This window comes from Sulfurimonas sp. (genome assembly GCF_041563495.1).
Taxonomy (GTDB): domain Bacteria; phylum Campylobacterota; class Campylobacteria; order Campylobacterales; family Sulfurimonadaceae; genus Sulfurimonas.
In genome coordinates this window covers 98,224-120,743 of sequence record NZ_JBFFMZ010000003.1, presented here as the reverse complement: position 1 = coordinate 120,743, position 22,520 = coordinate 98,224, and the positions used below count along the sequence as shown (strand labels likewise).

At 35.6% G+C, this 22,520-nt stretch carries 26 protein-coding genes; 17 read left to right on the top strand and 9 right to left on the bottom strand.

Going from position 1 to position 22,520, the window contains the following annotated elements; translation table 11 throughout:
* Positions 1-27 precede the first annotated feature (27 nt).
* The 9 genes from ABYK18_RS04085 (at position 28) to mrdA (ending at position 7,329) form a co-directional block, all read left to right on the top strand.
* Positions 28-1,176: a LysM peptidoglycan-binding domain-containing protein gene (locus ABYK18_RS04085; RefSeq protein ID WP_373035369.1), complete on the top strand. Its 1,149-nt coding sequence runs from the start codon at positions 28-30 to the stop codon at positions 1,174-1,176.
* Positions 1,169-1,987 carry a septal ring lytic transglycosylase RlpA family protein gene (locus ABYK18_RS04080; RefSeq protein WP_373035368.1) on the top strand — a complete coding sequence of 273 codons (819 nt, stop codon included), beginning with the start codon at positions 1,169-1,171 and terminating at the stop codon, positions 1,985-1,987. The genes ABYK18_RS04085 and ABYK18_RS04080 overlap by 8 nt, the downstream gene beginning before the upstream one ends.
* 2 nt (positions 1,988-1,989) lie before the next feature.
* Positions 1,990-2,562 carry an imidazoleglycerol-phosphate dehydratase HisB gene (gene hisB, locus ABYK18_RS04075; protein ID WP_373035367.1) on the top strand — a complete coding sequence of 191 codons (573 nt, stop codon included), beginning with the start codon at positions 1,990-1,992 and terminating at the stop codon, positions 2,560-2,562.
* Positions 2,559-3,053, top strand: a complete 495-nt coding sequence (locus ABYK18_RS04070) for a KdsC family phosphatase (RefSeq protein ID WP_373035366.1) — start codon at positions 2,559-2,561, stop codon at positions 3,051-3,053. The genes hisB and ABYK18_RS04070 overlap by 4 nt, the downstream gene beginning before the upstream one ends.
* Before the next feature lies 1 nt (position 3,054).
* Positions 3,055-3,576: an LPS export ABC transporter periplasmic protein LptC gene (lptC, locus tag ABYK18_RS04065; protein WP_373035365.1), complete on the top strand. Its 522-nt coding sequence runs from the start codon at positions 3,055-3,057 to the stop codon at positions 3,574-3,576.
* Between the two features lie 2 nt (positions 3,577-3,578).
* Complete coding sequence (gene lptA / locus ABYK18_RS04060) at positions 3,579-4,046, top strand: lipopolysaccharide transport periplasmic protein LptA (protein WP_373035364.1); 468 nt, start codon at positions 3,579-3,581, stop codon at positions 4,044-4,046.
* A gap of 2 nt (positions 4,047-4,048) precedes the next feature.
* Positions 4,049-4,681, top strand: a complete 633-nt coding sequence (yihA, locus tag ABYK18_RS04055; RefSeq protein WP_373035363.1) for a ribosome biogenesis GTP-binding protein YihA/YsxC — start codon at positions 4,049-4,051, stop codon at positions 4,679-4,681.
* Positions 4,674-5,132, top strand: coding sequence for an N-acetyltransferase (locus ABYK18_RS04050; RefSeq protein ID WP_373035362.1), 459 nt, complete (start codon positions 4,674-4,676; stop codon positions 5,130-5,132). The genes yihA and ABYK18_RS04050 overlap by 8 nt, the downstream gene beginning before the upstream one ends.
* Positions 5,133-5,547: 415 nt before the next feature.
* Positions 5,548-7,329: a penicillin-binding protein 2 gene (mrdA, locus tag ABYK18_RS04045; protein ID WP_373035361.1), complete on the top strand. Its 1,782-nt coding sequence runs from the start codon at positions 5,548-5,550 to the stop codon at positions 7,327-7,329.
* A gap of 26 nt (positions 7,330-7,355) precedes the next feature.
* On the opposite strand, the gene ABYK18_RS04040 is transcribed toward mrdA, so the two are convergent.
* From ABYK18_RS04040 to ABYK18_RS04030, 3 genes are all read right to left on the bottom strand, one after another.
* Positions 7,356-8,285 (bottom strand): calcium/sodium antiporter, encoded by a 930-nt coding sequence (locus tag ABYK18_RS04040; protein ID WP_373035360.1) that lies wholly within the window; start codon positions 8,283-8,285, stop codon positions 7,356-7,358.
* A gap of 2 nt (positions 8,286-8,287) precedes the next feature.
* A complete protein-coding gene (gene ybeY / locus ABYK18_RS04035) occupies positions 8,288-8,707 on the bottom strand; it encodes an rRNA maturation RNase YbeY (protein WP_373035359.1) in 420 nt (139 codons plus the stop codon).
* 80 nt (positions 8,708-8,787) lie between these two features.
* Positions 8,788-8,964, bottom strand: coding sequence for a hypothetical protein (locus tag ABYK18_RS04030; RefSeq protein ID WP_373035358.1), 177 nt, complete (start codon positions 8,962-8,964; stop codon positions 8,788-8,790).
* Between the two features lie 83 nt (positions 8,965-9,047).
* Here ABYK18_RS04030 and queC point away from each other — a divergent pair, with 83 nt between their 5' ends.
* Together queC and ABYK18_RS04020 are read left to right on the top strand one after the other, a co-directional pair.
* The gene (gene queC / locus ABYK18_RS04025) at positions 9,048-9,722 is read left to right on the top strand and encodes a 7-cyano-7-deazaguanine synthase QueC (protein WP_373035357.1); all 675 of its coding nucleotides are present in this window, start codon (positions 9,048-9,050) and stop codon (positions 9,720-9,722) included.
* Positions 9,709-10,374: a M48 family metallopeptidase gene (locus ABYK18_RS04020; RefSeq protein WP_373035356.1), complete on the top strand. Its 666-nt coding sequence runs from the start codon at positions 9,709-9,711 to the stop codon at positions 10,372-10,374. Before queC ends, ABYK18_RS04020 begins: the two co-directional genes overlap by 14 nt.
* Here ABYK18_RS04020 and ABYK18_RS04015 read toward each other — a convergent pair.
* From ABYK18_RS04015 to rraA, 5 genes are all read right to left on the bottom strand, one after another.
* Positions 10,367-13,024: a response regulator gene (locus ABYK18_RS04015; protein ID WP_373035355.1), complete on the bottom strand. Its 2,658-nt coding sequence runs from the start codon at positions 13,022-13,024 to the stop codon at positions 10,367-10,369. The genes ABYK18_RS04020 and ABYK18_RS04015 overlap by 8 nt on opposite strands.
* A 66-nt stretch (positions 13,025-13,090) precedes the next feature.
* On the bottom strand, positions 13,091-14,320 hold the full coding sequence (locus ABYK18_RS04010; RefSeq protein WP_373035354.1) for a putative glycoside hydrolase: 1,230 nt from the start codon (positions 14,318-14,320) through the stop codon (positions 13,091-13,093).
* A 45-nt stretch (positions 14,321-14,365) separates the two neighbouring features.
* The gene (locus ABYK18_RS04005; protein ID WP_373035353.1) at positions 14,366-15,499 is read right to left on the bottom strand and encodes a TRAP transporter substrate-binding protein; all 1,134 of its coding nucleotides are present in this window, start codon (positions 15,497-15,499) and stop codon (positions 14,366-14,368) included.
* 16 nt (positions 15,500-15,515) lie between these two features.
* Complete coding sequence (locus ABYK18_RS04000; RefSeq protein WP_373035352.1) at positions 15,516-15,860, bottom strand: hypothetical protein; 345 nt, start codon at positions 15,858-15,860, stop codon at positions 15,516-15,518.
* Between the two features lie 21 nt (positions 15,861-15,881).
* The gene (gene rraA, locus ABYK18_RS03995) at positions 15,882-16,361 is read right to left on the bottom strand and encodes a ribonuclease E activity regulator RraA (protein WP_373035351.1); all 480 of its coding nucleotides are present in this window, start codon (positions 16,359-16,361) and stop codon (positions 15,882-15,884) included.
* A gap of 90 nt (positions 16,362-16,451) precedes the next feature.
* Between rraA and ABYK18_RS03990 the strand changes: the two genes are divergently transcribed.
* Complete coding sequence (locus tag ABYK18_RS03990; protein ID WP_373035350.1) at positions 16,452-16,817, top strand: thioredoxin family protein; 366 nt, start codon at positions 16,452-16,454, stop codon at positions 16,815-16,817.
* Positions 16,818-16,969: 152 nt separating this feature from the next.
* Here ABYK18_RS03990 and ABYK18_RS03985 read toward each other — a convergent pair whose 3' ends face one another.
* The gene (locus ABYK18_RS03985) at positions 16,970-17,212 is read right to left on the bottom strand and encodes a hypothetical protein (protein ID WP_373035349.1); all 243 of its coding nucleotides are present in this window, start codon (positions 17,210-17,212) and stop codon (positions 16,970-16,972) included.
* A gap of 197 nt (positions 17,213-17,409) precedes the next feature.
* Here ABYK18_RS03985 and glmS point away from each other — a divergent pair, with 197 nt between their 5' ends.
* The 5 genes from glmS to ABYK18_RS03960 are packed head-to-tail and all read left to right on the top strand — an operon-like array spanning position 17,410 to position 22,514.
* Positions 17,410-17,823, top strand: a complete 414-nt coding sequence (gene glmS, locus ABYK18_RS03980) for a methylaspartate mutase subunit S (RefSeq protein ID WP_373035348.1) — start codon at positions 17,410-17,412, stop codon at positions 17,821-17,823.
* Positions 17,820-19,184 (top strand): methylaspartate mutase, encoded by a 1,365-nt coding sequence (locus ABYK18_RS03975; RefSeq protein ID WP_373035347.1) that lies wholly within the window; start codon positions 17,820-17,822, stop codon positions 19,182-19,184. Before glmS ends, ABYK18_RS03975 begins: the two co-directional genes overlap by 4 nt.
* The gene (locus ABYK18_RS03970; RefSeq protein ID WP_373035346.1) at positions 19,181-20,365 is read left to right on the top strand and encodes a glutamate mutase L; all 1,185 of its coding nucleotides are present in this window, start codon (positions 19,181-19,183) and stop codon (positions 20,363-20,365) included. The genes ABYK18_RS03975 and ABYK18_RS03970 overlap by 4 nt, the downstream gene beginning before the upstream one ends.
* A 1-nt stretch (position 20,366) precedes the next feature.
* Positions 20,367-21,938: an AMP-binding protein gene (locus ABYK18_RS03965; protein ID WP_373035345.1), complete on the top strand. Its 1,572-nt coding sequence runs from the start codon at positions 20,367-20,369 to the stop codon at positions 21,936-21,938.
* A 60-nt stretch (positions 21,939-21,998) separates the two neighbouring features.
* Positions 21,999-22,514: a ferritin-like domain-containing protein gene (locus ABYK18_RS03960; protein ID WP_373035344.1), complete on the top strand. Its 516-nt coding sequence runs from the start codon at positions 21,999-22,001 to the stop codon at positions 22,512-22,514.
* Positions 22,515-22,520 lie beyond the last annotated feature (6 nt).

The window sequence follows — 22,520 nt, the reverse complement described above, 5'->3', positions numbered from 1 at the left end:
ACATACGTTTTCAACCACAATAAGGAAGTGGCTCTCTTAGAGTCATTTGATATTGAAGCTTCTTTTCTTTATGACCCTATCATGAACAAGATGAAGAACAAAAAATCGACTATACAAAAGAATAAACACTTCTTTAAAGCTATGGATGAAGCGTATACGTTTATTCCTGCAATAAAAAGTATTTTAGCCGAACACGGTGTTCCTCCCGAGTTTTTATATCTCGCTATGGCGGAATCAAACTTTTCTACAAGAGCCTACTCTAAAAAAAGAGCTTCGGGTCTTTGGCAGTTTATGCCTGCAACTGGAAAGCTTTATGGATTAAAGATTGATGAGTATGTTGATGAGAGACGCGACCTTATCAAATCAACTAAGGCGGCAGCTAAATACTTGTCGCATCTGCACAAAAGATTTGGTAAATGGTATCTTGCGGCAATTGCATATAATTGCGGCGGCGGAAGACTGAATTATGCTATAAAAAAGGCGGGAAGCGATGAGCTCTCTGTTTTACTTGACCCAAAAAAGAAATATATTCCAAGAGAAAGCAGATACTACATAAGAAAAATTGTCGCACTAGCTATGATAGGGCATGATGAGCAGTTTTTAATGCACAGTGAGTATGAGCATCTGCTTAATCGAGCCAATGCTTACTCGATTTCAACAGTACAACTCTCTAGCGGTGATTCAATCAAAAGAGTATCAAAGATGGTCGGAATACCTTTAAAAGAGTTACAAAAGCTAAACAGACACTTAAAATATGATTTTGTTCCACCATATGCAAAAAAATATGACATATACATTCCCTATATCAAATTAACAGAGTTTAAACAAAAGTATCATCCTGAACCGATGCAAAATATTTACAAAGTTCATGTGGTAACAAGAGGAGACAACCTCTCTTATATAGGTAAAAAATACGGTGTTTCATACAAGGTGATTAAAGATTTCAACAAACTTAAAAGCTATCGCTTGAGTCTAAAGCAAAGACTTATTATTCCAATAGACAGCAGACTTAAAAAAAGTAAGGTTGATACAAGAGATTACTATATGGTTAAAAAAGGGGATACGCTGGATTCAATCTCAAAAGCCCACAAAGTAAGTATTCAAAATCTTAAGCTTCAAAATCATCTTAGGGGAAACATGATTAAGATAGGTGACAGGTTGAAAATAAATGAATAAATTAATAACTTTTTTATTGGTTATTTTAATTGTTTTTTTTACTGCTTGTAGTTCAAGAGGTACAAGAGTTTACAACGCTCATAAATATTCTGCGCCAAAACATTATTCATCAGACAGAAATGACCATAGCTCTGTTATGGACAAAAAAACATATTCTCATCCCACAATGAGACCATATGTTATACGAGGCAAAAAATATTACCCCAATGTTGTTAGTGTCGGTGATGAGTTTAAAGGCAGAGCTAGCTGGTACGGTCCGGATTTTCACGGCAAACACACTTCTAACGGTGAGATATACAATATGTATGATATGACGGCTGCACACAAAACATTGCCAATGAATACAATAGTAAAAGTCACAAATCAAAGCAATGGAAAGAGTACTGTCGTTAGGATTAATGACAGAGGACCGTTTGTAGGTACAAGAATTATTGATTTGTCTAAATCAGCAGCCAGTAAAATTAATATGATTGCAACAGGAACTGCCCCTGTTCGTTTGGAAATTTTAGGGTTTTACACTAAAGGCAAAAAAAATATACCGACAAAAAAAGAGTTAAAAGAATCACCTCAAGTAGCTCCTGAAGGTAATTTTGCACTGCAAATTGCTTCTTTTACCAAAATAGACGGAGCTATAAAAACACAAGAGCTTCACGACAATACAGACGGCTATAAAACGATTATAAAAGATATGGAAAATCAACAAGGCAGAATCTTTAAAGTCTGGATTAAAGGTTTTAAAAGTGAGCATGAAGCAAGAGATTATAAAGCACAAGGGCATTTTAAAAATGCATTTATTGTAAGAGAGGATTAAACATGATTAGCAAAAGCAGAAAGACGAAAGAGACGGATATTACGATTTCATTGGAGTTATATGGAAAAGGGGAAAGCAACATTGACACAGGTGTCGGCTTTTTAGACCATATGCTTGAGAGTTTTTCCAAGCATTCATTGATAGATTTGAACATTAAATGTATTGGCGATACCCATATCGATGACCATCACAGTGTTGAAGATGTCGGTATTGTTTTGGGTAGCTTGATTGCAGAAGCGATATATCCTGTTGAAAACGTGGAGAGATTCGGTAGTGCAAATATAGTAATGGATGAAGCCTGCGTCTCTTGTGATTTAGACCTTAGTAATAGACCGTTTTTGGTGTATGAATCTGATGTAGCAGGTAAGGTCGGTAATTTTGACACTGAACTTGTTGAAGAGTTTTTTAGAGCATTGGTATTAAACGCAAGAATAAGTACGCATATAATCACTCTTCGAGGAAGAAATAAGCACCACATCATTGAAGCATCGTTTAAAGCGCTTGCCGTTGCTATTCGTCGTGCAATCACAAAAAATGAGAGAGTCGGTATTCCTAGCACAAAAGATGTTTTATGATTAAACTTATTATTTTAGACGTTGATGGCTGTTTAACGGACGGTGGACTTATTTACTCTGCAGATGCCATAGAGAGTAAGATTTTTAATGTAAAAGACGGATTAGGCATCAGTACTTGGATTAAGACGGGCAACCAAGTTGCAATTATTACAGGCAGAAACTCTAAGATTGTCCAAAGAAGGGCAGAAGAGCTTGGTGTTCAACATATATTTCAAGGTGTAAAAGATAAAGACAGAGTTTTAAAAGAGCTAGTCAGTTCACTTGGTCTTAACTTTTATGAAGTAGGTGCAATCGGTGACGACTTAAACGATTACAATATGCTAAACTTAGTCGGTAAAAGTTTTACACCAAAAGACGGTGTAAAAGAAATTAAAGAAATCGTAAACAAAGTATTGTCTTATAATGGCGGAGAAGGTGCTGTTAGAGAGATGATTGATATTTTGGTTGAAGAAAACGACCAAAAAGAAGAGTTTATGGCAGTTTGGATATAGCTTGAATATAAATGTTTTTTTTGTAGGAATCTCACTAGCTTTGTTAATGATATTTATAGGCTTTAAACCCTTAGATATAAAACAGCAAGAGTTTGTTGATATACCACTCTTTCAACTCGAAGATTTCACTCTTCATGAGTTAAATGAAAAAGGCCTTATTACACTTATGAAAGGTACTAAAGCCACTAGATATGCTAATCGTTATAAAGTTGCAAACATGAACTATACGGACAATTCAAAAGAATTCGTTGCCAATATGAAGTCAGATGATGGAGTATATAAAGATAAAGAAGAGGTCATAGACTTAAAAGGGAATGTTCTTTATAATAGAGAAGACGGACTAATTTTTGAATCGGATGAGGCCTCCTATAATAAAAAGACATCAATAGCCAAAACAAACAAAAATTATGTAATATATAGAGATGCCAACAGGGTTGTCGGTACATCTTTGATATATAATAATAGTTTAAATAGAGTAAAATCTAAAAACGTAGTAGCAAAATACCAAATAAAAGAGAGATAATTATGAAATTTTTAGCAATTATGGTAATTTTTTTAGCGTCATCTTTAATATCGCAAGAGTTAAAGATCAAGGCAAATCAATTTGATGCAGATGAAAAATCAGGCATATCTATATTTACAGGTAAGGTAAATATTATTAAAGGCAATGATGAACTCAATGCTACAAAAGTAACAGTGTATACAGATGCAAAACATGAACCAATCAAGTATATTGCAGAAGGCAATGTTTCGTTTAATATAGAGACCAAGAAAGGTGCTCTATATCAAGGTGTAGCAGGGAAGGCCATATATATGCCGACTGTTAAAGAGTATCACTTTTTTACAGATGTTCATTTAAAGCAGATAGATGAGAAAAAAGAGATTATCGGTGATGAAGTTGTCCTAAAGACTATTGAAGGAAAAGCATATGCTAGAGGTGCTACAAAAGAGCCTGTTATAATGATTTTTAAAATTCCTGAGGAGAAGAAATAATTATGGTTGAAATAGTAGACGCAAAGTTTATTACATCTGCACCAAACATAGATGCTGCTCCAGATACGGACGAACAAAATGAAGTTGTCTTTATGGCTCGCTCAAACGTTGGTAAAAGTTCTCTCTTAAATGCACTGACAAATCATAAGGGACTTGCGAAAGTATCCTCTACGCCCGGAAAAACAAGACTTATCAACTACTTTGATGTTACTTTTTTGGATAGAGACAGCTCTCAAAAAAGTACTGCCAAATTTGTGGATTTACCAGGTTTTGGTTATGCAAAAGTTTCAAAATCCATCAAGTATGACTGGGAAAAAAATCTTACTGACTATATATCTCAAAGAGAGCAGATAAAGCTCTTTATACATCTTGTAGATTGTAGACACCCCGATCTTGATATAGACACTTCCGTAAGTGAATTTTTATTTGACAACTGTGCTCCAAATCAGTATATACTGCAGATTTTCACAAAAGTGGATAAGTTAAACCAAAAGGAGCAAAGTGCACTTAGAAAGAAATTTCCAAACGCTATGATGGTTTCTAGTTCTAAAAAAAGAGGGATGCAAAAGGCTATCAAAGTTATTTACGATATTTTGCATGAAGATGAGCAAGAGCAAGAGGGCATTGATGATTAGATATCAAAAGGCAAAACTTAGTGATATAAAAAGTATGCAGGAACTTGTTTTACCTGAAATAGAATCGGGAATTATATTAAACAGAAGCAATGATGAAGTGGCTACAAATATCAGATCGTATACTTTGTGCTATAAAGATAACAAATTGATCGGTTTTTGTGCTCTGCATATTCATACTGAATATCTGGCAGAAATCAGATCTTTGATAGTAAAAGAAGAATATAGAGGTCAAAAGATAGGTGAAAATCTTGTTAAAACCTGTCTTGATGAAGCCGTTACTTTAGGTCTCCAAAAAGTACTATGTCTTACATATAGACAGCCTTTCTTTGAGAGACTTGGTTTTGTAGAAATTTCAAAAGAGTCCCTTCCCGAACATAAGATTTGGGCCGATTGTATTAAGTGTAAACATTTTCCTGTATGCAACGAAGTATCTCTAATCAAAACTCTTTAGCACCCTTTATATATGTTATATTATTTATAGCATATGAGAGTCTAAGCAGTATATACCTGTTCTTACCGCCACTTTTTGCAGTACTCCTTCTGCTTTTTATAGAGGCACTGAAAAAAGAGAACAGCTTTCTTATATTTTTAACTGCTTTATGTCTCGTAGTTTTTGAATCTCAAATGGGTTATCCGTTATTTAGCTCAATTATATATTTCGGTTTGATATATAAGTTTGTAATCCCGAAACTAAAAAAGAATTTTGGTTGTGTATCTTGTATCAAAGCCGCATATGTTTTACTTGCTTATATAGGTTTTTATCTTTTCTTGTCACTTTTGTCAAATATATTTTTACTGCCAATGCCAAGCATTAATTACTATATTATTTACTATATAGTAATCGAGTTTTTTATAGTGAGCATATTATGAAAATTAAATTTATTCTTGCCATATTTATCTCTATCTGGCTGGCTCTTATTGTAAGAGTGTTTTTTTTATCTGTTGAATCAAATACTTACTATAAAAGACTTTCGCATTTAAACACCATAAAGACAGAAAAGATAGCCCCTGTAAGAGGTGAAATTGTAGACAGGAACAATAAACCTGTTGCCATAAACAAACTCGGCTTTAAAGTGCAGCTGCGTCCTCACTTGCGTCTGAAAAAAAACATAGATGCTTTTAATGAAGAGATAGACATAATAATAAATGCTCTTCCAAATTTGGATAGAAATAAACTAATTAGAAATTATATAAAAAAAGACTCCTATTATAACCACAACTATATAGACATCCTCCCTTTTATCTCCTATGAAGAGATTATGCCTGTGTATTCTGTTTTGAGTTTAAGAGAAAGTATAAATATAGTACCCGCACCAAAAAGATACTATCCATATGAAGAAATTGGTGCACATGCCATAGGTTATGTATCGCGTGCAAATAAAAAAGACATAAAAGATGATAAATTATTAGAGCTTATAGGCTATACAGGTAAAACAGGAATTGAAAAATACTACAACGATTATTTACAGGGTGAGGCGGGAGAAAGAGAAATAAAGGTTAATGCCAATAATCAGGAAATAGAAGAGTTGTCACATATAAGTGCCGATGAAGACAGAAAACTGACCCTTAATATCGATATAGAATTTCAAAAATATGTATCCTCACTTTTTGATAAAAAAGCAGGCGCGGTTATTGTAATGGGAGTTGATGGAGCTATCCTCTCTGCGAGTAGTTTTCCCGAGTATAGTCTAAACACTTTTGTCTCGGGCATATCTTATAAAATGTGGAATAAACTTTCTAAAAGCCTTGATAAACCATTTACAAATAAATTGGTAAATGGTCTTTATCCTCCTGGTTCTACTATAAAGACAGGTTTGGGCTTGATTTATATAACAACGGATATTGATAGCTCTTGGAGTGTCGATTGCAGGTCTTCTCTACCTTTAGGCAAACGTATCTTTAGATGCTGGAAGAAACAGGGACATAGGCAAACAGGCATTAAAAAAGCCATTAGAGAAAGCTGCGATGATTATTTCTACAAAGCCAGTCTGCAAGTCGGTATAAAAAAGATGAGTGAAGGATTGACGAGATACGGTCTTGGTAAAAAAACCGGGGTTGATTTGCCAAATGAGTTTATAGGTGTAGTTCCGTCTCGTGCGTGGAAACGAAAAAAATACAATAGACCATGGTATGTGGGAGAGACGGTAAATACTTCTATCGGTCAAGGAAATTTCCTTGTTACGCCAATGCAGATTGCGCAATTTACTGCTCTTATGGCGACATCTAAACTGCCGACACCGCACTTTGCCAAGTTAATCGGTAATAAGCCGTACAATCCTTTGCCAAGAGATGTAATGAATGAAGATGAGTTAAAAAAATTACCTCTTATACAACAAGCTATGTATGAAGTTTGTAACTACCCAAAAGGAACTGCTACTCATTATCTGAGTTCTAAGGTAAAGATAGCAGGAAAAACGGGAACAGCACAAGTTGTAGGTATTTTACAAGATATAAAAGACCGTACTTTAGAGCATGATATGACGTATTATAGCCGTTCTCATGCTTGGTTCACATCTTATGGACCATATAAAAATCCTCAGTATGTCGTCTTGGTAATGGTTGAGCATGGTGGACACGGTGGAGCTGCAGCCGGTGAGATTGTTTCAAAGATATACAATAAGCTCCTAGAACTTAAGTATATCAAGTAGTAGTTTTTCTTTGAAGAAACTTATTGCTACACAACTGCGTTTTGAATAAACAGAGCTAGAATAATCAGTAAAAAGATTGCTCCTGCTTTGTTGTAAAGTTTGTTGGCAAGAATAAAAAGAAGAGCAATAGAAGCAGCTATCATAATAAGCATGTCAAATTTTGTAGCAACTAAATCTACGGTTAAAGGGTTTACAAGAGAAGCCGCCCCTAAGACCATTGAAAAGTTGGCAACGTTTGAACCTATGATATTTCCTATGCTCATCTCAGCGTGACCTTTTTTCACGGCCACAAGTGAAACTACAAGCTCAGGAAGTGATGTTCCGAGTGAAATTAAAAATATACCTATTATCCATTCACTGACTCCAAAGATTCTTGCTATATTTGTACCGCTGTCTATAACAAAATTTGCACCGCCGATTGTTAAAGCAAAACCAACCGCGAGCAACAAAATAGTTTTACCCCAATTAAACTTCTCTTTAATAAGCTCCTCATCTATTTCTTCGCCTAAATCCTCTTTGGACTCGGTAAAAAGAAATACAAGGTATGAAACCATTAACAGTAGGTATAAAAGACCGTCAATCCTGCTTATAACGCCGTCTTGCACCATTATAAAGAATATAACAAGAGGAATGATTACCCAGGCACTGTCTTGGGCAAACAGGTTTCGCTGCGGATGCATTTTTTTACTTATAAAAAATACTGCTCCAAGGACCATGGTGATGTTAAAGATTACACTACCGACAACGTTTGCAACTGCCATATCACTTTTACCTTGCCCTGCAGCCATCATAGAAGCAGCCATTTCAGGTAATGATGTACCGAATGCCACAAGTGTGGCACCGATTACAAAGTGAGATATGTCAAAATGGAGAGCTATTCTTTCTGATTCTCTTATTATAAAGTCTGCTCCAAATATCAGTGCTGACATGGCAGCTATAAAAATTATAAAATCCATTATTATCCTTGCGTTCTTATTATTAAACTTTTTGGTAAGTTAAACTCTTCTATGAGTTTTGCTTCCTCTTCTCGCATCTCTCCGTTGTCAACTTCATGGTCAAAGCCTAACAGATGCAAGAGCCCGTGTATGAAGAGCAGGGCAAGCTCATCATTTTCAGTATGACCGAGCTCTTTTGAGAGTTCTTTTACATGCCAAGATGATACAACAATGCTCCCCAACGGACTCATCGGCATATCTTCATATGGAAAACTTAAAACATCAGTCGGAGCATCTATATCTCTATGCTCTTTGTTTATATCTTTTATTTCATCTTTAGATGTAATTATTAGTTCTATCTCTTTGTCTGTAAGTGTTAATGCGATTTTGTTTAAAAACTGCTCGTCTACATCAAGAGAGGTTCTGTTATCTAGTTCAATCATAAGTGGGATTATATCTAACGAGGCTTATATTTTGTAAAACAGGTGCAAAAAAAGCACCCACTTCACATCTACGAAGGAAATTAACCGGTAATGTTTAAGTTTTTCCCAACACCGGTCTTCTGAGCTGCAACTTCTTTTGACTGTTCATTTGCACTTTCAAGAATTTTTAAAACTTGCTGTTCCTGAACTTCCAAAGCTTTTTTCATCGGGTCTTTTCCAGTTTCAACTGGAGCGCTTGTTGAAGATGACACATCCATAATATCTCCTTTATATGCTAATGTTGTCATTATATACCTAGTTTGTTTTAATCTTTATTAAAAAGATATGTTAAAATTCCCTCATGGATAAACAAACTAAAAAAGCATTGTGTGTTATGAGCGGAGGTATGGATTCAACTCTTAGCGCATACATGATGAAAAATAGCGGTTATGAGATAATAGCCCTGCATTTTAACTACGATCAAAGAACACAGACAAAAGAGTTAGAATGCTTTCATAAAATATGTAAAGAGTTAAATGTAATAGAAAAATATATACTTGATCTGGACTTCTTTAAGCAGATAGGTGCATCAGCTTTGACAGACAAAAGCATAGAAGTTCCAACAGGCGGTATAGAAGAGGGTGTTCCTGTAACGTATGTGCCTTTTAGAAATGGTATTTTTTTAAGTATGGCGGCAGCTATAGCCGAAAAAGAGGGTGCTCGTGTTATTAGCATCGGTGTTGTCGAAGAAGACAGCAGCGGATATCCCGACTGTAGAGAGGCATATATAAAAAGTATGGAGCAATCTATAAACCTAGGTACAAAAGACGAGACAAACATAGAGATAAAAATGCCTCTTGTGCATCTGCAAAAATCTCAAATAGTTCAAAAGGCTCTAGAGCTGAATGTTCCTCTGTCTCTTACTTGGAGCTGTTACAAGAGCGAAAAGAAAGCCTGTGGAGTCTGTGATAGCTGCAGGCTCAGACTAAATGGATTTAAACTTGCCGGAGTAACAGACCCAATTGAATACGAGTGAAATAAGATTTAAAGATTTAAATATCATCCATATCACTAAACCAAATTTAAAAAACAGCTATATAAGCGTTAATGAAGATTCTAAAGTAGTCCTAAAGACATCAAGAGTCTCTCAAAGATATATAGAAGGTTTACTCAATGAAAAAGAGATTTGGATAAGAAAACAGCTTTTTAAAAGGGAACAGAATCCGCCTATAAAGGTAAACTTGGAAGATGAAGTCTTACTCTTTGGAGATATTTACAGCGTAGATGCCGATGAAGCTTCAGAGTTGCGTATTTTACTCAACAGACTAAGAAAACCAACTCAAAAAAACATACTCAGATGCTATGATGGTTATTATAAGACATACGCTCTTTCTTATCTAACCTCGCGAGTAAAACACTATTCAGACATCATGAACTTAGACTATGAAGATATAAAACTAAAGAAAATGCGCGGTAGATGGGGAAGTTGCAGTTCTACCCGAGTTATAACACTCAATACTCAGTTGATGAAACTCAAAAAAGAACAAATTGATTATGTCGTAGTCCATGAACTTGCCCATTTAGTTCATATGAACCATTCAAAAAGCTTTCACTCTTTAGTCGAAAGGTACTTTCCTGATTCACAAAAAATAAGAAAAGAACTAAAAAATACGCAGATGCCTATTTGATTCCGATTGCTTGGAGTTGAGTAACAACTTTTTCAAAGTGGTATTGTTTAGTAGAACGAATAATCTGATAGATATTTCTATTGTATGCTTTTGGCCATTTTTTATGACGCAACTCTTCCGTAATAGAAATTATTTCAACAATATGTTTTCGCTTTACGGCTTTGAGAAGTTTTGATAAATCATTGATTATCTCACCGCTAAACATATCATCTTGAGAATATTTCATATCTGTCGCGTTTTCTATCAGATTTATAAATTTTTCCATTGCTTTGTTATATTTTTGAAGCTGTTTTTGCAATAAGGAAAGTTCTTTTCTTATAAAAGCATACTCAAGTGCCTTGCTCTCTTTAAAAATTGTTTTTGCACCTATATTGGAAGCTGCAACTCTTATGTCATGTGTGTACTGTGCTCCGAGACTAAAATTATTATCCTTTATGTATAGTGCTATCTTTTGAGCAGAATCTTTGTATTGCATAATAAAATCAACGATGAGAGAATTATACATGCATGCATCATTACCCATCCGTCTCAAAGTGCTTTTGTAGTTGAGTTCAGGCACTTCGCAAAGACGATAAGCTTCTGTGTGACAATCACTATTTGAATCTATCTCATCTATGGTCTCTTTTTTATTATCAAGATATTTAAACATTATGTTACAAAGAGATGAAATATCGATAGGTTTTGGTAAATGGTCTTGCATTCCGTTGTCTTTTGCTTTTTGAATCTCTTCAGGCATTACCTCTGCAGTCATAGCTATTATAGGTATAGAATCATATTCACTGTTTTTACGAATCTCTCTTGTAGCTTCATGTCCATCCATTACCGGCATTTGTACATCCATAAGTACCATGTCAAATCTCTCTGTTTTTATCATCTCAACAGCTTCTTGACCATCATTTGCTAAAACAAGTTCCAGCTCTGTTTTAGCTAAAACTCCCTGCATCACACGCTGATTTATCTTGTTATCTTCCGCAAGCAGGATACGTTTTTTTCCTAAAGCTTTTAAATCATCTTTCTTATAACTCTTCTTTTGCTCAAGAACTGTTTCGTTGTCGTAATTATAAAGACGAAGAATCGCATTGAAAACCATTTGCTGATTGAACGGTTTTGTAAGGTAAGTATCTATTTTTGCGCTTCCAAAGTTATTCATATGTGATTGATAGATTCTTTCTTGAACTAAAACAATCTTTGGCGTAGGTTCTTTCGTAAATATCTCAACATTACTCTCTATGTTTGATTTTTCATCTATAAAGACTATATCAAATGTACTGTCTAGTAAAAGCACTTTTGCCTCCTCAATAGAGTTCACATATTGAACAGGCATATGATAATATTCAAGCATATGACTTAAAGAAATTGCAGATTTTACACGCGAATCAATAATTAATACTCGTTTTTTCATAAGTTCTTTTGATGGAAGATGATAAGTTCTGCGCTGGTCATGCTCGCAAACATCCAGAGTTATTCTAACATAGAAAGTAGTACCTTTTGTATATTCGCTTTTTACCCAGATACGTCCGTTCATAAGTTCTACAAGCTGTTTTGTAATCATCAGACCAAGTCCCGTACCCCCATATTTTCTGCTTATTGATTCCTCGGCTTGAGAGTAGTGCTGAAAAAGTCTTTTCATCTGCTCCTCTTTTAAACCGATACCGGTATCACTTACTTTAAACTCAATAGTATTTTTTTTAGCATCATCATTTTTAGATACTTTTAATGTAATGCTTCCCTTGTCTGTAAACTTAACGGCATTGCTTAATAGATTTATCAATACTTGAGAGATGCGAAGCGGATCACCGAAAAAATGTGACCCGACATTGTAGTCTATGTCAAACACCAAATCTAAACCTTTTTCTTGTGCTTTTAATCCAATCATATCAGCAACATGGTCTAAAACCATATTTATATCAAACTCTATATTCTCTAGTTTAAGTTTTCCTGCTTCAATTTTTGAGTAATCCAAGATATCATTGATAATGCTAAGCAGCATCTTCGAAGAACGGTTTATTTTGCCGGTATAATCAAGCTGCTGAGACGATAGTTCATGCTCGTTGAGCATTATTTCGCTAAACCCTATGATTGCATTCATAGGTGTCCTTATCTCATGACTCATGCTTGCAAGAAAAGTGCCTTTTTCTTCAAGTTCAGACTTCATGTCAGCTAATTTTTTATCATACTCAGCTGCCAATAAATCTTTTTCTTTTTTTAGTGTTTTGTAATCTGATACATATTTTTTCAGTAAATTATCCTGTTGCCTTTGTCTCGACATATCATAAATATTTTCACTAAGAGAAGGTGCGGAAATAGGTTTGGAAGTAAAGTTTGTTACTCCAGCTTCGATAAAACCGGATAAATTATCTGTTGTATACTCTTTTGCACTAAGGATTATTTTTTGATTTGGATTTATCTTTAAAATATAATTGCATAGTTCTACACCGACAAAAAAGTCTAAAATCACAACATCTACATAATTACCGTACTGCTCTTTGTAGCTGATATAAATCTTAAGATCGTTTGCTCTGTCTGAGCTTTCTATGACTTCTTTAAAAAAGCTCTGAAGTACATCGCTTGATTTGGTGTCTTTGTCGGTACAGAAGTATAATGAAGAAAGGTTTTTGCTGTATTTTAAAACTGCATCGGTATCAAGCACTATACTCTCCTGTAATCAAGATTGTTATAGTAGTTAGTATAACATATTTAAACACAAGAGAAAACTTTATTCTTTAGCATCCTCAAAATATTCTTCATGATACTTACTAGAAGGTGACCACAGCATCCAGCCACTTGCATTTGCGTCATCAGACGCTCTTATTTGCTCATTTACTTCAAATTTTTTATAATGATTTTTTGTATGTGCATAATCTTTAAAATACTGCAACCATGGTCTTACGCGATTTGAATCTATAATAGGCTTTATATGTTTAATGCTTCTGTATATGACTTCATAAGGATGTTCAGAGGGATATTTAAAGAAAAATGATCCGCTTGCAAATCCCGAAGGATAAAGCATTGGAGATATATAGTCACTGTATTTAGCAAGTGATTCGATTGTTTGACCGATGCCGATATCACCTTTCTCCCAGCAAATATTTCCATATGTATCTACTGAGATAAAAACACCATACTTTTTAAGTCTTTTTTGTGCAAGTTGCAAAAAACCTTCTATAGCCTCTATACGGTTTTCTTGAGTATTTTTTTTTGTGAGTTTAAGTCCAGTCTTTGCAGGAAACCTGATATAGTCAAAGTTTATCTCATCAAAACCGACTTTAGCCGCTTCTTCTGCAATGCCGACAGTATATTTATGGCTTCTTTTGTCAAACGGGTCTACCCATGCCATGTCATCATGGTTTCTCCAGATAGTGCCGTCTTCTTTTTTAATGGCATAATCTTCGTTATTTGAAGCCTGAAGTTCATCTTTAAAAACAACTATTCTGGCAATCATATATATGTTTTTAGATTTCATAACTTCCATGAAGTTCTTTATGTCACCGATTGTTCTTTTTTTGTATGCGCCGTATCTGTTTGCTTGATCAAATGAAGTCCTGAATGAAGTAGAACCGTATTCGTTTTTTACATCAACAACGATTGTATTTATTTTTGTGTTTTCGATGATATCCAAGATTCGCTTTGTAGTTTTAGAGTATATATTTGCACCCCAAAAAGTAAGATACAAAGCTTTGATTTTTATAGGCTCTATACCGATTACTGATGTATTTGCATCAGAACTAAATGAATATGGTCTACATCCATAAGCTTTTACATGATATGTTTTTTCTTCGCTTTTTATCGAGAATGAACCGTTTTCATCTGATTTGACACTTTTTGTTGAGTCGCTGATTGTCGCTTTTTCTATAGGCACTAGAGTGTTTTTATCTACTATAGTGCCACTAAAAGAGGCAAATAGCAGTGATTGAAGCAGCGCAGGTATAATTAAGAGTTTGTTCAAGTATATTCTCATTTTTATAAATTTAAATTAAAAACGGATTATACTTCATCTCTCATTTAGAAAGTAACGCAAGCTTGCATCACTCCACTCTTTGGATAGTTTTAGATAATCATCTATAGAAGCATATACTCTTTTAAAATCCTTATTTTGAGAGCTTAGTTCAGTTATGACTTCTTTGAGTGCTTTTTTACCCTCAGCAATAACATCACTTGGATACTGATGAATATCTATATTTAATTCTTTTAGTTTTGCAAGCGCTTTAATGTTTTGTGCATGAAAATCATAGGTCATATTTGAGTTCATCTCGCTGGATGCAACTTCAATGATAGATTGGTGCTCAAAAGCAAGTTTCTCCCAAGAATGCTTGTTGAAGGTAAGTTCTAAAATAGAACCGGGTTCATGCCATCCTGAGTAGTAAAATGGAGCAACCTTGTAAAATCCCATCTTGATATCAAGCGCAGGTCCAACCCATTCCGTAGCATCTATAACACCGCGTTCGAGTGATGTGTATATCTCTCCCGCAGGGAGTAAAACAGGATTGACTCCCATTTTTGAGAAGACTTCACCGCCAAGTCCGGGCATACGCATCTTAAGACCTTGCATGTCTGCAAGAGAGTTTATTGGTTTTCTGTACCAGCCACCCATCTGAATATTTGTATTTCCGCCCATGAAAGGGTAGAGGTTGTATTTTGCATACTGCTCACGCCAAAGTTCCATTCCTCCGCCAAAGAGCATCCATGAGTTGATCTCCTCTGCTGTAAAACCAAACGGAACACCGCTAAACAATGAAAATGAAGAGTTCTTACCCTTCCAATAGTACGGTCCTGAGTGAAAAGCATCTATCTGTCCGCTGCTAGCCGCATCAAAGACCGCAAGAGCAGGGACTAGAGTGTTTTTTGGGTATAGTTTTATCTCTAAAGAACCGCCGCTTACATCCTTGACTCTTTGCACAAACTTCTCTACTCCAGTTCCCATAATAGGAAAATGAGCAGGCCAGCTTGTAGCAAGCTTTATAACAGTTTTTTTATTTCTGTTAATATTTATGCTTTTTGTATCGCATTCTTGCTTCTTTGGGTGCTTTGAGTAGTCAATGGCTTGACGATTGCTCTCGTTGCATCCGCCAAGGGCGAGTGTTGCAGATGCTGCTGTGGCGGTTGTTAAAAAGTCTCTGCGATTCATGCGATTGCCTTAGCTTCTAATAATCATCATCTTCTTCGCTATCGTATATAGCAAACTTCAGAGCTTCACAAGATGCATAGACTGTTTCTGTTTTTAAAGCGTCAAGGTCAATTTCTTTTTCTTCTATGTAAGTTTTTAATTCTTCTGTAGTATCTAGGTTGAAACATTTTAAAACTGCTTCATCTTCTTGGTGCATCTGTTCGTATTTTTCTAAATAAGTCTCTAAATCTTCACACTCCAAAAGTGAGTTCATGTTTTTTTCAAAGGGTTCGTATTTTTCTTTTACTTCTTCTATAGCATCTTCGTCTGTCTCTCTAAGCAGTCGTTGTATTTCTTCATTTATTTCTTTTATAGTAGTCAATTTTTTCCCTTTTTTTTGTTTTTATACTATTTTTTCGTGCGTAACTATCACACCGTCTCTGTCTGCGTAAACATAATCCCCATTTTTAAAGCCTATGCCGCCAAAAGATAGATGCACGCCTCTTTCACCTTCTGTAACAGGTATGTATTTTCTAGGGCAGGTTCCCAATGCGTATAGAGCTACTGGTATGTCTCTTATCTGAAAAGTATCTCTTATGTAACCGTTTACTATGATTCCTGCGTAGTTGTTTTTGTGTGCAAACTTCATAAGGTTTTCACCTACAACGGCAAAATACTCTTCTCTGGCATCCACAACAACGATTTTCCCTGTTCCATCTTCGTCACGAAGGAGTGTTATCAAGTCTGAATTATTTTTATCTAGTTTTAGTGTTACTACTTCGCCTTGGCACTTATGCAAACCGCCGTAATTTTTGTACTCCGGGTCAAGCACAAACACTTTGTCGCTATGTTCATCACAAATATCTGCTGTAAAAAAGTCCATTTTTCTTCCTAAAAATCTTTATTGCCCGTATTATAACCTTATTTTTACTTAGAGTATGTCAAACTTTTTGCAAAAAAACAAAGGTTTAAAATGTCAGAAGTGTTGGAACTCAATGATTCTAATTATGCGGAGTTTATAGCGAAGACGGATTCGGTTGTATTTATAGACTTTTACTCCACTACATGCGCTCCTTGTCAAACACTCTTGTCATACCTGCCAAAGATAGCAGAGCACTACGAAGAAGAAAAAGTAATCGTAGCAAAAGTAAACACCGAGAAAAATCCAAAACTAACGGCCAAGTTCATGGTAAGAAGTGTCCCTCTGACAGTTGTAATAGGGGAAGACAAGATGGTAAAAAAAGCAGATGTAGGACTACTTGCAATAGACAAATACATAAAGACCATAGACAAAGCCCTCGGCAAAGACGTAGGACTTTTTGCTAGGTTGTTTGGGTGACACCTGAGATAGTTTTGTAAATTATGCCTATTATCTATTACAGAATGTGAGCGATAGAAAGTGGAAACTCATTCACTGGGGTGTAATTTGTAATTTTTTATACAACGCTTATGTAGAGCGAATATGTTTTGTTATGTGTTTCTCATGCATATTTAAAAGTCTGAGGTAACAGAAATTATTACGTGTGGCTCGGAACTCTCAGATTTTTCAAATTTTAAAGAAGGCTGAGTATCTGGCATATGAATCTTTGTTGCCTCAGAAAGACTAATATCCTCAATGTCAAAAATACGAAACATATAACCTTCTGCTTGAATATTCTCATCTTCAGTATAGCAGATAACATCAGCATTTGGTGGGAGTGATTGAAGTTTTGTAATTAGTTCAGTAACTTTCATATGAAATCCTTTTTACAATTATGTACATAACTATTTATTCAAGAAACATTTTATCTTAATTAATTAGAAAATCACAAATTAAATCAACACCGTAAATGTACCTTATGTCGAAGTATATTTTACAATCCCATATAACCAAACTTTTACAAGATTTTCGATATCCTTGCAACAATAATAATAAATAGGCATAAAAACATATGAAAGTAGTAACAGGCGTAGTCGGGAACGACATACATGTTGTAGCAAACAGATTGATAGAGCTCTCTTTAAACGCAAGAGGGTTTGAAGTATTTAACTTAGGCGTAAATACTTACTTGGAAGAGTTCTTTGATGCAGCGGTTGAGACTGGTGCAGATATCCTTCTTATCTCTTCACTTAACGGTGAAGCAGAAGGGTGGGCAAGAGAGGTAAAACTTCTTAAGTCAAAGTACAAGACACTCGATGATTTAGTGATGGTCATAGGCGGAAACTTGGTAGTAGGTACGGCAGATGCAGACACCATAGTTCCAAAGTACAAAAAGTACGGATTTGATTTAGTATTTCACCAAGTAGACTTAAATACAGGTCTTGATACTTTAGAAGAGTTTATAAAAGAGAGAAAAGCTTCATGAGTTTACTACAAGAAGAACGTGAAATAATCCTCTCAAACGAACACGTAGACAACTTTGACTTTGCAGAGGTTGAAGAGTTTGTAAAAAACGCATCTAAAGAGCTTTTTATATCTCACCATTTTGCGCAAAAGAAAAAGATGCTGGTACAGCCCCGCGGTGGATTCCCGACATATAAAAAACAGTTTGCACTAAATGAGTTTTTCGTAAATGCAAATGTAGATGTACTTCCGCTTACAATTGACTCTAATACTAGACTAAACGACTACGCTACTGCTAAGAAAATGCTGCGTCTCAGTGAAGAAAACGAAGTAGATATGCTAAACGGTTATCCGCTTGTAAATCACGGTTACCGAACGACCAGAAAGATGGTTACTCACTTTAACAAGCCTGTCAGTCTTCGTCACGGTACTCCGGATGCAAGACTGCTTATAGAGACTGCCATAGCGTCCGGTATCTTTGAGATAGAGGGTGGACCTATTACCTACCTACTGCCGTACTCAAAGAACTTCCCTCTTGATAAAGCGTTTCTTTACTGGAAGTATGTTGAAAAGGTATGTGCGAACTACTCAAAACTAAACCTGCCTATAAACCGTGAATCTTTTGGACCGCTTACGGCTACACTTGTTCCGCCTGCTATTACCATCGTTATTCAGCTACTGGAGATGCTGCTCTCACTTGAAGAGGGTGTTAAGTCTTTCTCTGTCTCTTTTTCACAGACTGGTTCTATGAACCAAGATATAGTCATGGGTCATGTCATCAAAAAGATGGCTAAACACTACGCAGAGCAGATAAACTGCTCAGATGCAACTATAAACTTAGTATATCACCAGTGGATGGGAGCGTTTCCTACCAACAAAGATTTTGCTGAACAACTAATCAACATGTCAACGGTTATTGCTTCTATGGTAGGAGCTGATAAAATCATCACTAAAACACGTGAAGAAGCTTCTGGTATCCCTACAAAAGAGGCAAATGCAAAAACAGTTGCAAACACTCAGTACACTCTTGGCATCTTAAACGGTCTTCCAAACATCGTAGATGAGGAAGAAGAAGAGATTTTAACTCTTGAAGTACATGCTATCATGGAAGCCGTGTTTAACGACCCTGCGGATACTCTTTGGAGAAAAGTGTTTAACTCCATCAAAAACGGGACTATTGACGTGCCTTTCTCTCCGCATATCATAAACCACAATGAAATGATAACCATACGCGATGCAAACAAAAACATCCGCATCATCAAACGTGGGAATGTGCCTATTCCCGATAGATGCTTTGAGTATGAAAAATCAAAATGTGATTTAACAAAAGATACTACAAGTATTGTTAATGATATTATCCACGATATAGGGATTATGCAATGAGTCAGAATAAACTTTTAATAGATATAGGGAGTACATATTTTAAAGTAGCGACTCCTACAAGTATTGAACAGCATTTTCGTGATTTTAACAAAGATATACATGATGACTTAACTCATAAATGCGGTGATGTCATAAAAGACTTTGATAAAGAAAACGTATATATCTGTTCATCTGCAAACGGTGGGTTAAGCACACTCATCATCGGTCTTACAGAGTCATACTCACTAAAATACGCTAAAAATATCGCTTTTAATTCCGGTATAAATATTATTGAGACAGTTATGTATCAAAATATAGAGGAGTATTCTGTTCCGAGTGATTTAATAGATGTAGTTATTATTGTCGGCGGAATAGACTCAAAAGAAAATATTTTTGGTACATCTCTTTTTAACTACTTAAATTCTCTTAACTACTCAAACATTGTTTATGTTGGAAGTGAAAAAGAGGCAGGTAATTTAGAGGAAAATATAGAAAATCTAATCGTATTGCCAAATATCATAGATAATAAACTCCATATAATCGAAGAACATCTAAAAGAGTATCTTACAAACCTTTATCAGGCTGATATAGAAGGTAAAGAGGATATAAAATCTCTTTATGACATTACTGCTAACCAGATATACTCGACTCCATACATAGTAAATAAAACTCTGCCTCTTATAGATGCAAACTTCTCGGTGGTCGATCCGTTTATCCTAATAGATATCGGCGGGGCTACTACGGATATCCACTACTCAAAAGACTTGGTAGATGAAAACATAGTTACTGAGAACGAGTACGACAGACTTGTATTTAAAAAGCTAGGTGTATATAAATCAAAAGAGTCTCTGATTTTTGCAGCTAAAAACAACGAGTTTACGTATGAGCTTTTAACGCATCTGAAAGTAACTGAAAACATCTTTGAAGAGTCGAGCGAAAAAGCACTGAAAGTTTTAATGCAGTTAGCTATCTTCTTGGTGCTTACAAAGATGAGTCACTACAAACAAGCCTATGTAAACCTAAAACTGCTCTCTATTAACTCAATAGTACTTACGGGCGGTATCACAAAGGTTTTATCATCTGAGGAGATAGAAGACATTATCTCATTCTTTTATAAAAAAATACTAAACTCAGAACACAATCCCGTTACCGTACTAGATGCTAACTACGATATCTGGACTCTTGGAGCAAAAGGAAACTAACATGTCGATAAACTGTATAAGAACGTTAATAGAATATGCGAACAAAACTCATAGTGACAAAACAGCATTGGTTTTTAATGAAAAGAGCATAACTTACTCCGAGCTCTTTACAAAAGTAAATCAGGTAGCTTATTACTTAAACGAACTAGACCTTCCAAAAGACTCAAGAATCGGCATCTACTCAAACAAGGGGATAGAGCAGGTTATTGCAATTTTGGCTATATTATCTACTGATTACATTCTTGTTCCTCTTACAAAGCTTTTAAAACCGGAGCAGGTTGAGTACATAATCAACGATTGTGACACCAAGTGTATCATCACTGACAAACTTAAACTTGAGAGCATAGAAGAGATTGATTTTAACGGTCATATTATTTCATATGAAACGGCTTCCAGGGACATTGCCTCTTTTGAAGAAATCTTCAAATATTACAATAAACCATATGTTTGCGACATAAGCGGACACAGCAATGCTCTTATAACTTACTCTTTTGGAATGAGCGGAACACCAAAAGGAATCGTTATTTCTCACAGAAACCTTATTGACTCTGCTCGTGTTGTGACTCAGTACATAAACCTTCAAGAAGATGATGTGATTTCCGGTCTTCTTATCTTTAACCTTGACTATGGACTAAACCAAATCTTCTGTTCTCTTTACAAAAGAGCGACTTTGGCTATACACAGATTTATACTGCCCGAAGACTTCTTTAACCACCTGATTGACGATAATGTAACAGTTATACCTCTTATGCCTGTCAATATAACTCAGATGTTCGATGAGAATATGAGCAGAATCCCTAATCCTGAACTATTTGACGGTGTAAAAACCATCACTTCATCAGGCGGTAATGTAACTGCCAAGATGATAAACGAGTGCAAAAAGACTTTTAAAAATGCTGCGTTTTACTCGATGCACGGTCTCACGGAAGCCTTCCGTTCAACCTACTTAGACCCGAGTCAGATTGCAATTAGACCTGATTCTATAGGTAAAGCTATTCCTGATGTTGAACTTTATGTTATCAACAAAGATGGAAAAGAGTGCGGAGTACGTGAAGTAGGGGAGTTGATTCATAGAGGCGGTTATATCTACAAAGGTTTCTGGAATGCACCTGAACAAAACGCTGAGAGATTCAAGTCTATTCAAATACTAAAAGATGTCATCAACTTAGAAGGGCAACTTGTAGATGAGATTGTCGTGGCATCTGGGGATTATGTATACAAAGACGAAGAGGGATATTTCTACTTTGTTTCAAGACAGGACAATATGATAAAAACAAGAGGTTTCAGAGTCTCTCCGTATGAGATAGAGTCTGTAGTGTCTAGATGCCTGCCTCAAATAAAACAGTGCGCAGTTTTCTCCATAGAGAATGAGCTTATAGAGGAGGAGATAATCCTTGTCTACTCTGCACCGAGCGAGATGGCACCAAAAGAGATAATCTTTGAGCTTAAAAAACATCTGGCATCTTACATGCTTCCAAGCAGAGTGATTTACAAAAAATCACTTCCGTTAGTTCAAAGTGATAAAAATCAGATTAACAAAGATGAGTTAAAAAGAGAACTTGCAGGAAGTTAATAAAAATATGGCATAATTGATCCCGTATGATGTTTAAATATATTTACAAAGGATTAAATTATGGCAACACGCGGTATATCAATACTTAAAGGTATCGAAGCAAAAGAAGTAACAGAGTTGCTTAATAAAGCATATTGTGATGAGTGGCTTGCATATTACCAATATTTTATAGAGTCTAAAGTGGTCAAGGGTATCATGAAAGATGCAGCAATTGCCGAACTTAATCAACATGCCGCTGATGAACTTCGTCATGCAAACATGGTTGCAGACCGTATTTTACAGCTTGGCGGGACTCCGGCCTTGCATCCAAAAGATTGGATGACTTATTCAAACTGCGGTTATGATGCGCCTGAAGATCCAAATGTTCTTTCAATACTTGAACAGTCAATCAAGGGAGAACAGTGTGCTATTAGCACATACTCTGCTCTTGCTGACATTACAAGAGGTAAAGACATAGTTACATATGATATTGTTTCACAGATTCTTGCGGATGAAGTAGAGCATGAGGAAGATTTACAAGCTCTTTACGATGATATTCATGAATTTATTGCCGAGATTAAGAAAAATATACAATAAAGCTTA

Coding starts and splice junctions, on each gene's coding strand:
- ABYK18_RS04080 (WP_373035368.1), top strand. CDS start 1,169: ATGAATAAATTAATAACTTTTTTATTGGTTATTTTAATTGTTTTTTTT.
- hisB (WP_373035367.1), top strand. CDS start 1,990: ATGATTAGCAAAAGCAGAAAGACGAAAGAGACGGATATTACGATTTCA.
- ABYK18_RS04070 (WP_373035366.1), top strand. CDS start 2,559: ATGATTAAACTTATTATTTTAGACGTTGATGGCTGTTTAACGGACGGT.
- lptA (WP_373035364.1), top strand. CDS start 3,579: ATGAAATTTTTAGCAATTATGGTAATTTTTTTAGCGTCATCTTTAATA.
- yihA (WP_373035363.1), top strand. CDS start 4,049: ATGGTTGAAATAGTAGACGCAAAGTTTATTACATCTGCACCAAACATA.
- ABYK18_RS04050 (WP_373035362.1), top strand. CDS start 4,674: ATGATTAGATATCAAAAGGCAAAACTTAGTGATATAAAAAGTATGCAG.
- mrdA (WP_373035361.1), top strand. CDS start 5,548: ATGAAAATTAAATTTATTCTTGCCATATTTATCTCTATCTGGCTGGCT.
- ABYK18_RS04040 (WP_373035360.1), bottom strand. CDS start 8,285: ATGGATTTTATAATTTTTATAGCTGCCATGTCAGCACTGATATTTGGA.
- ybeY (WP_373035359.1), bottom strand. CDS start 8,707: ATGATTGAACTAGATAACAGAACCTCTCTTGATGTAGACGAGCAGTTT.
- ABYK18_RS04030 (WP_373035358.1), bottom strand. CDS start 8,964: ATGGATGTGTCATCTTCAACAAGCGCTCCAGTTGAAACTGGAAAAGAC.
- queC (WP_373035357.1), top strand. CDS start 9,048: ATGGATAAACAAACTAAAAAAGCATTGTGTGTTATGAGCGGAGGTATG.
- ABYK18_RS04005 (WP_373035353.1), bottom strand. CDS start 15,499: ATGAATCGCAGAGACTTTTTAACAACCGCCACAGCAGCATCTGCAACA.
- rraA (WP_373035351.1), bottom strand. CDS start 16,361: ATGGACTTTTTTACAGCAGATATTTGTGATGAACATAGCGACAAAGTG.
- ABYK18_RS03990 (WP_373035350.1), top strand. CDS start 16,452: ATGTCAGAAGTGTTGGAACTCAATGATTCTAATTATGCGGAGTTTATA.
- ABYK18_RS03985 (WP_373035349.1), bottom strand. CDS start 17,212: ATGAAAGTTACTGAACTAATTACAAAACTTCAATCACTCCCACCAAAT.
- glmS (WP_373035348.1), top strand. CDS start 17,410: ATGAAAGTAGTAACAGGCGTAGTCGGGAACGACATACATGTTGTAGCA.
- ABYK18_RS03975 (WP_373035347.1), top strand. CDS start 17,820: ATGAGTTTACTACAAGAAGAACGTGAAATAATCCTCTCAAACGAACAC.
- ABYK18_RS03970 (WP_373035346.1), top strand. CDS start 19,181: ATGAGTCAGAATAAACTTTTAATAGATATAGGGAGTACATATTTTAAA.
- ABYK18_RS03965 (WP_373035345.1), top strand. CDS start 20,367: ATGTCGATAAACTGTATAAGAACGTTAATAGAATATGCGAACAAAACT.
- ABYK18_RS03960 (WP_373035344.1), top strand. CDS start 21,999: ATGGCAACACGCGGTATATCAATACTTAAAGGTATCGAAGCAAAAGAA.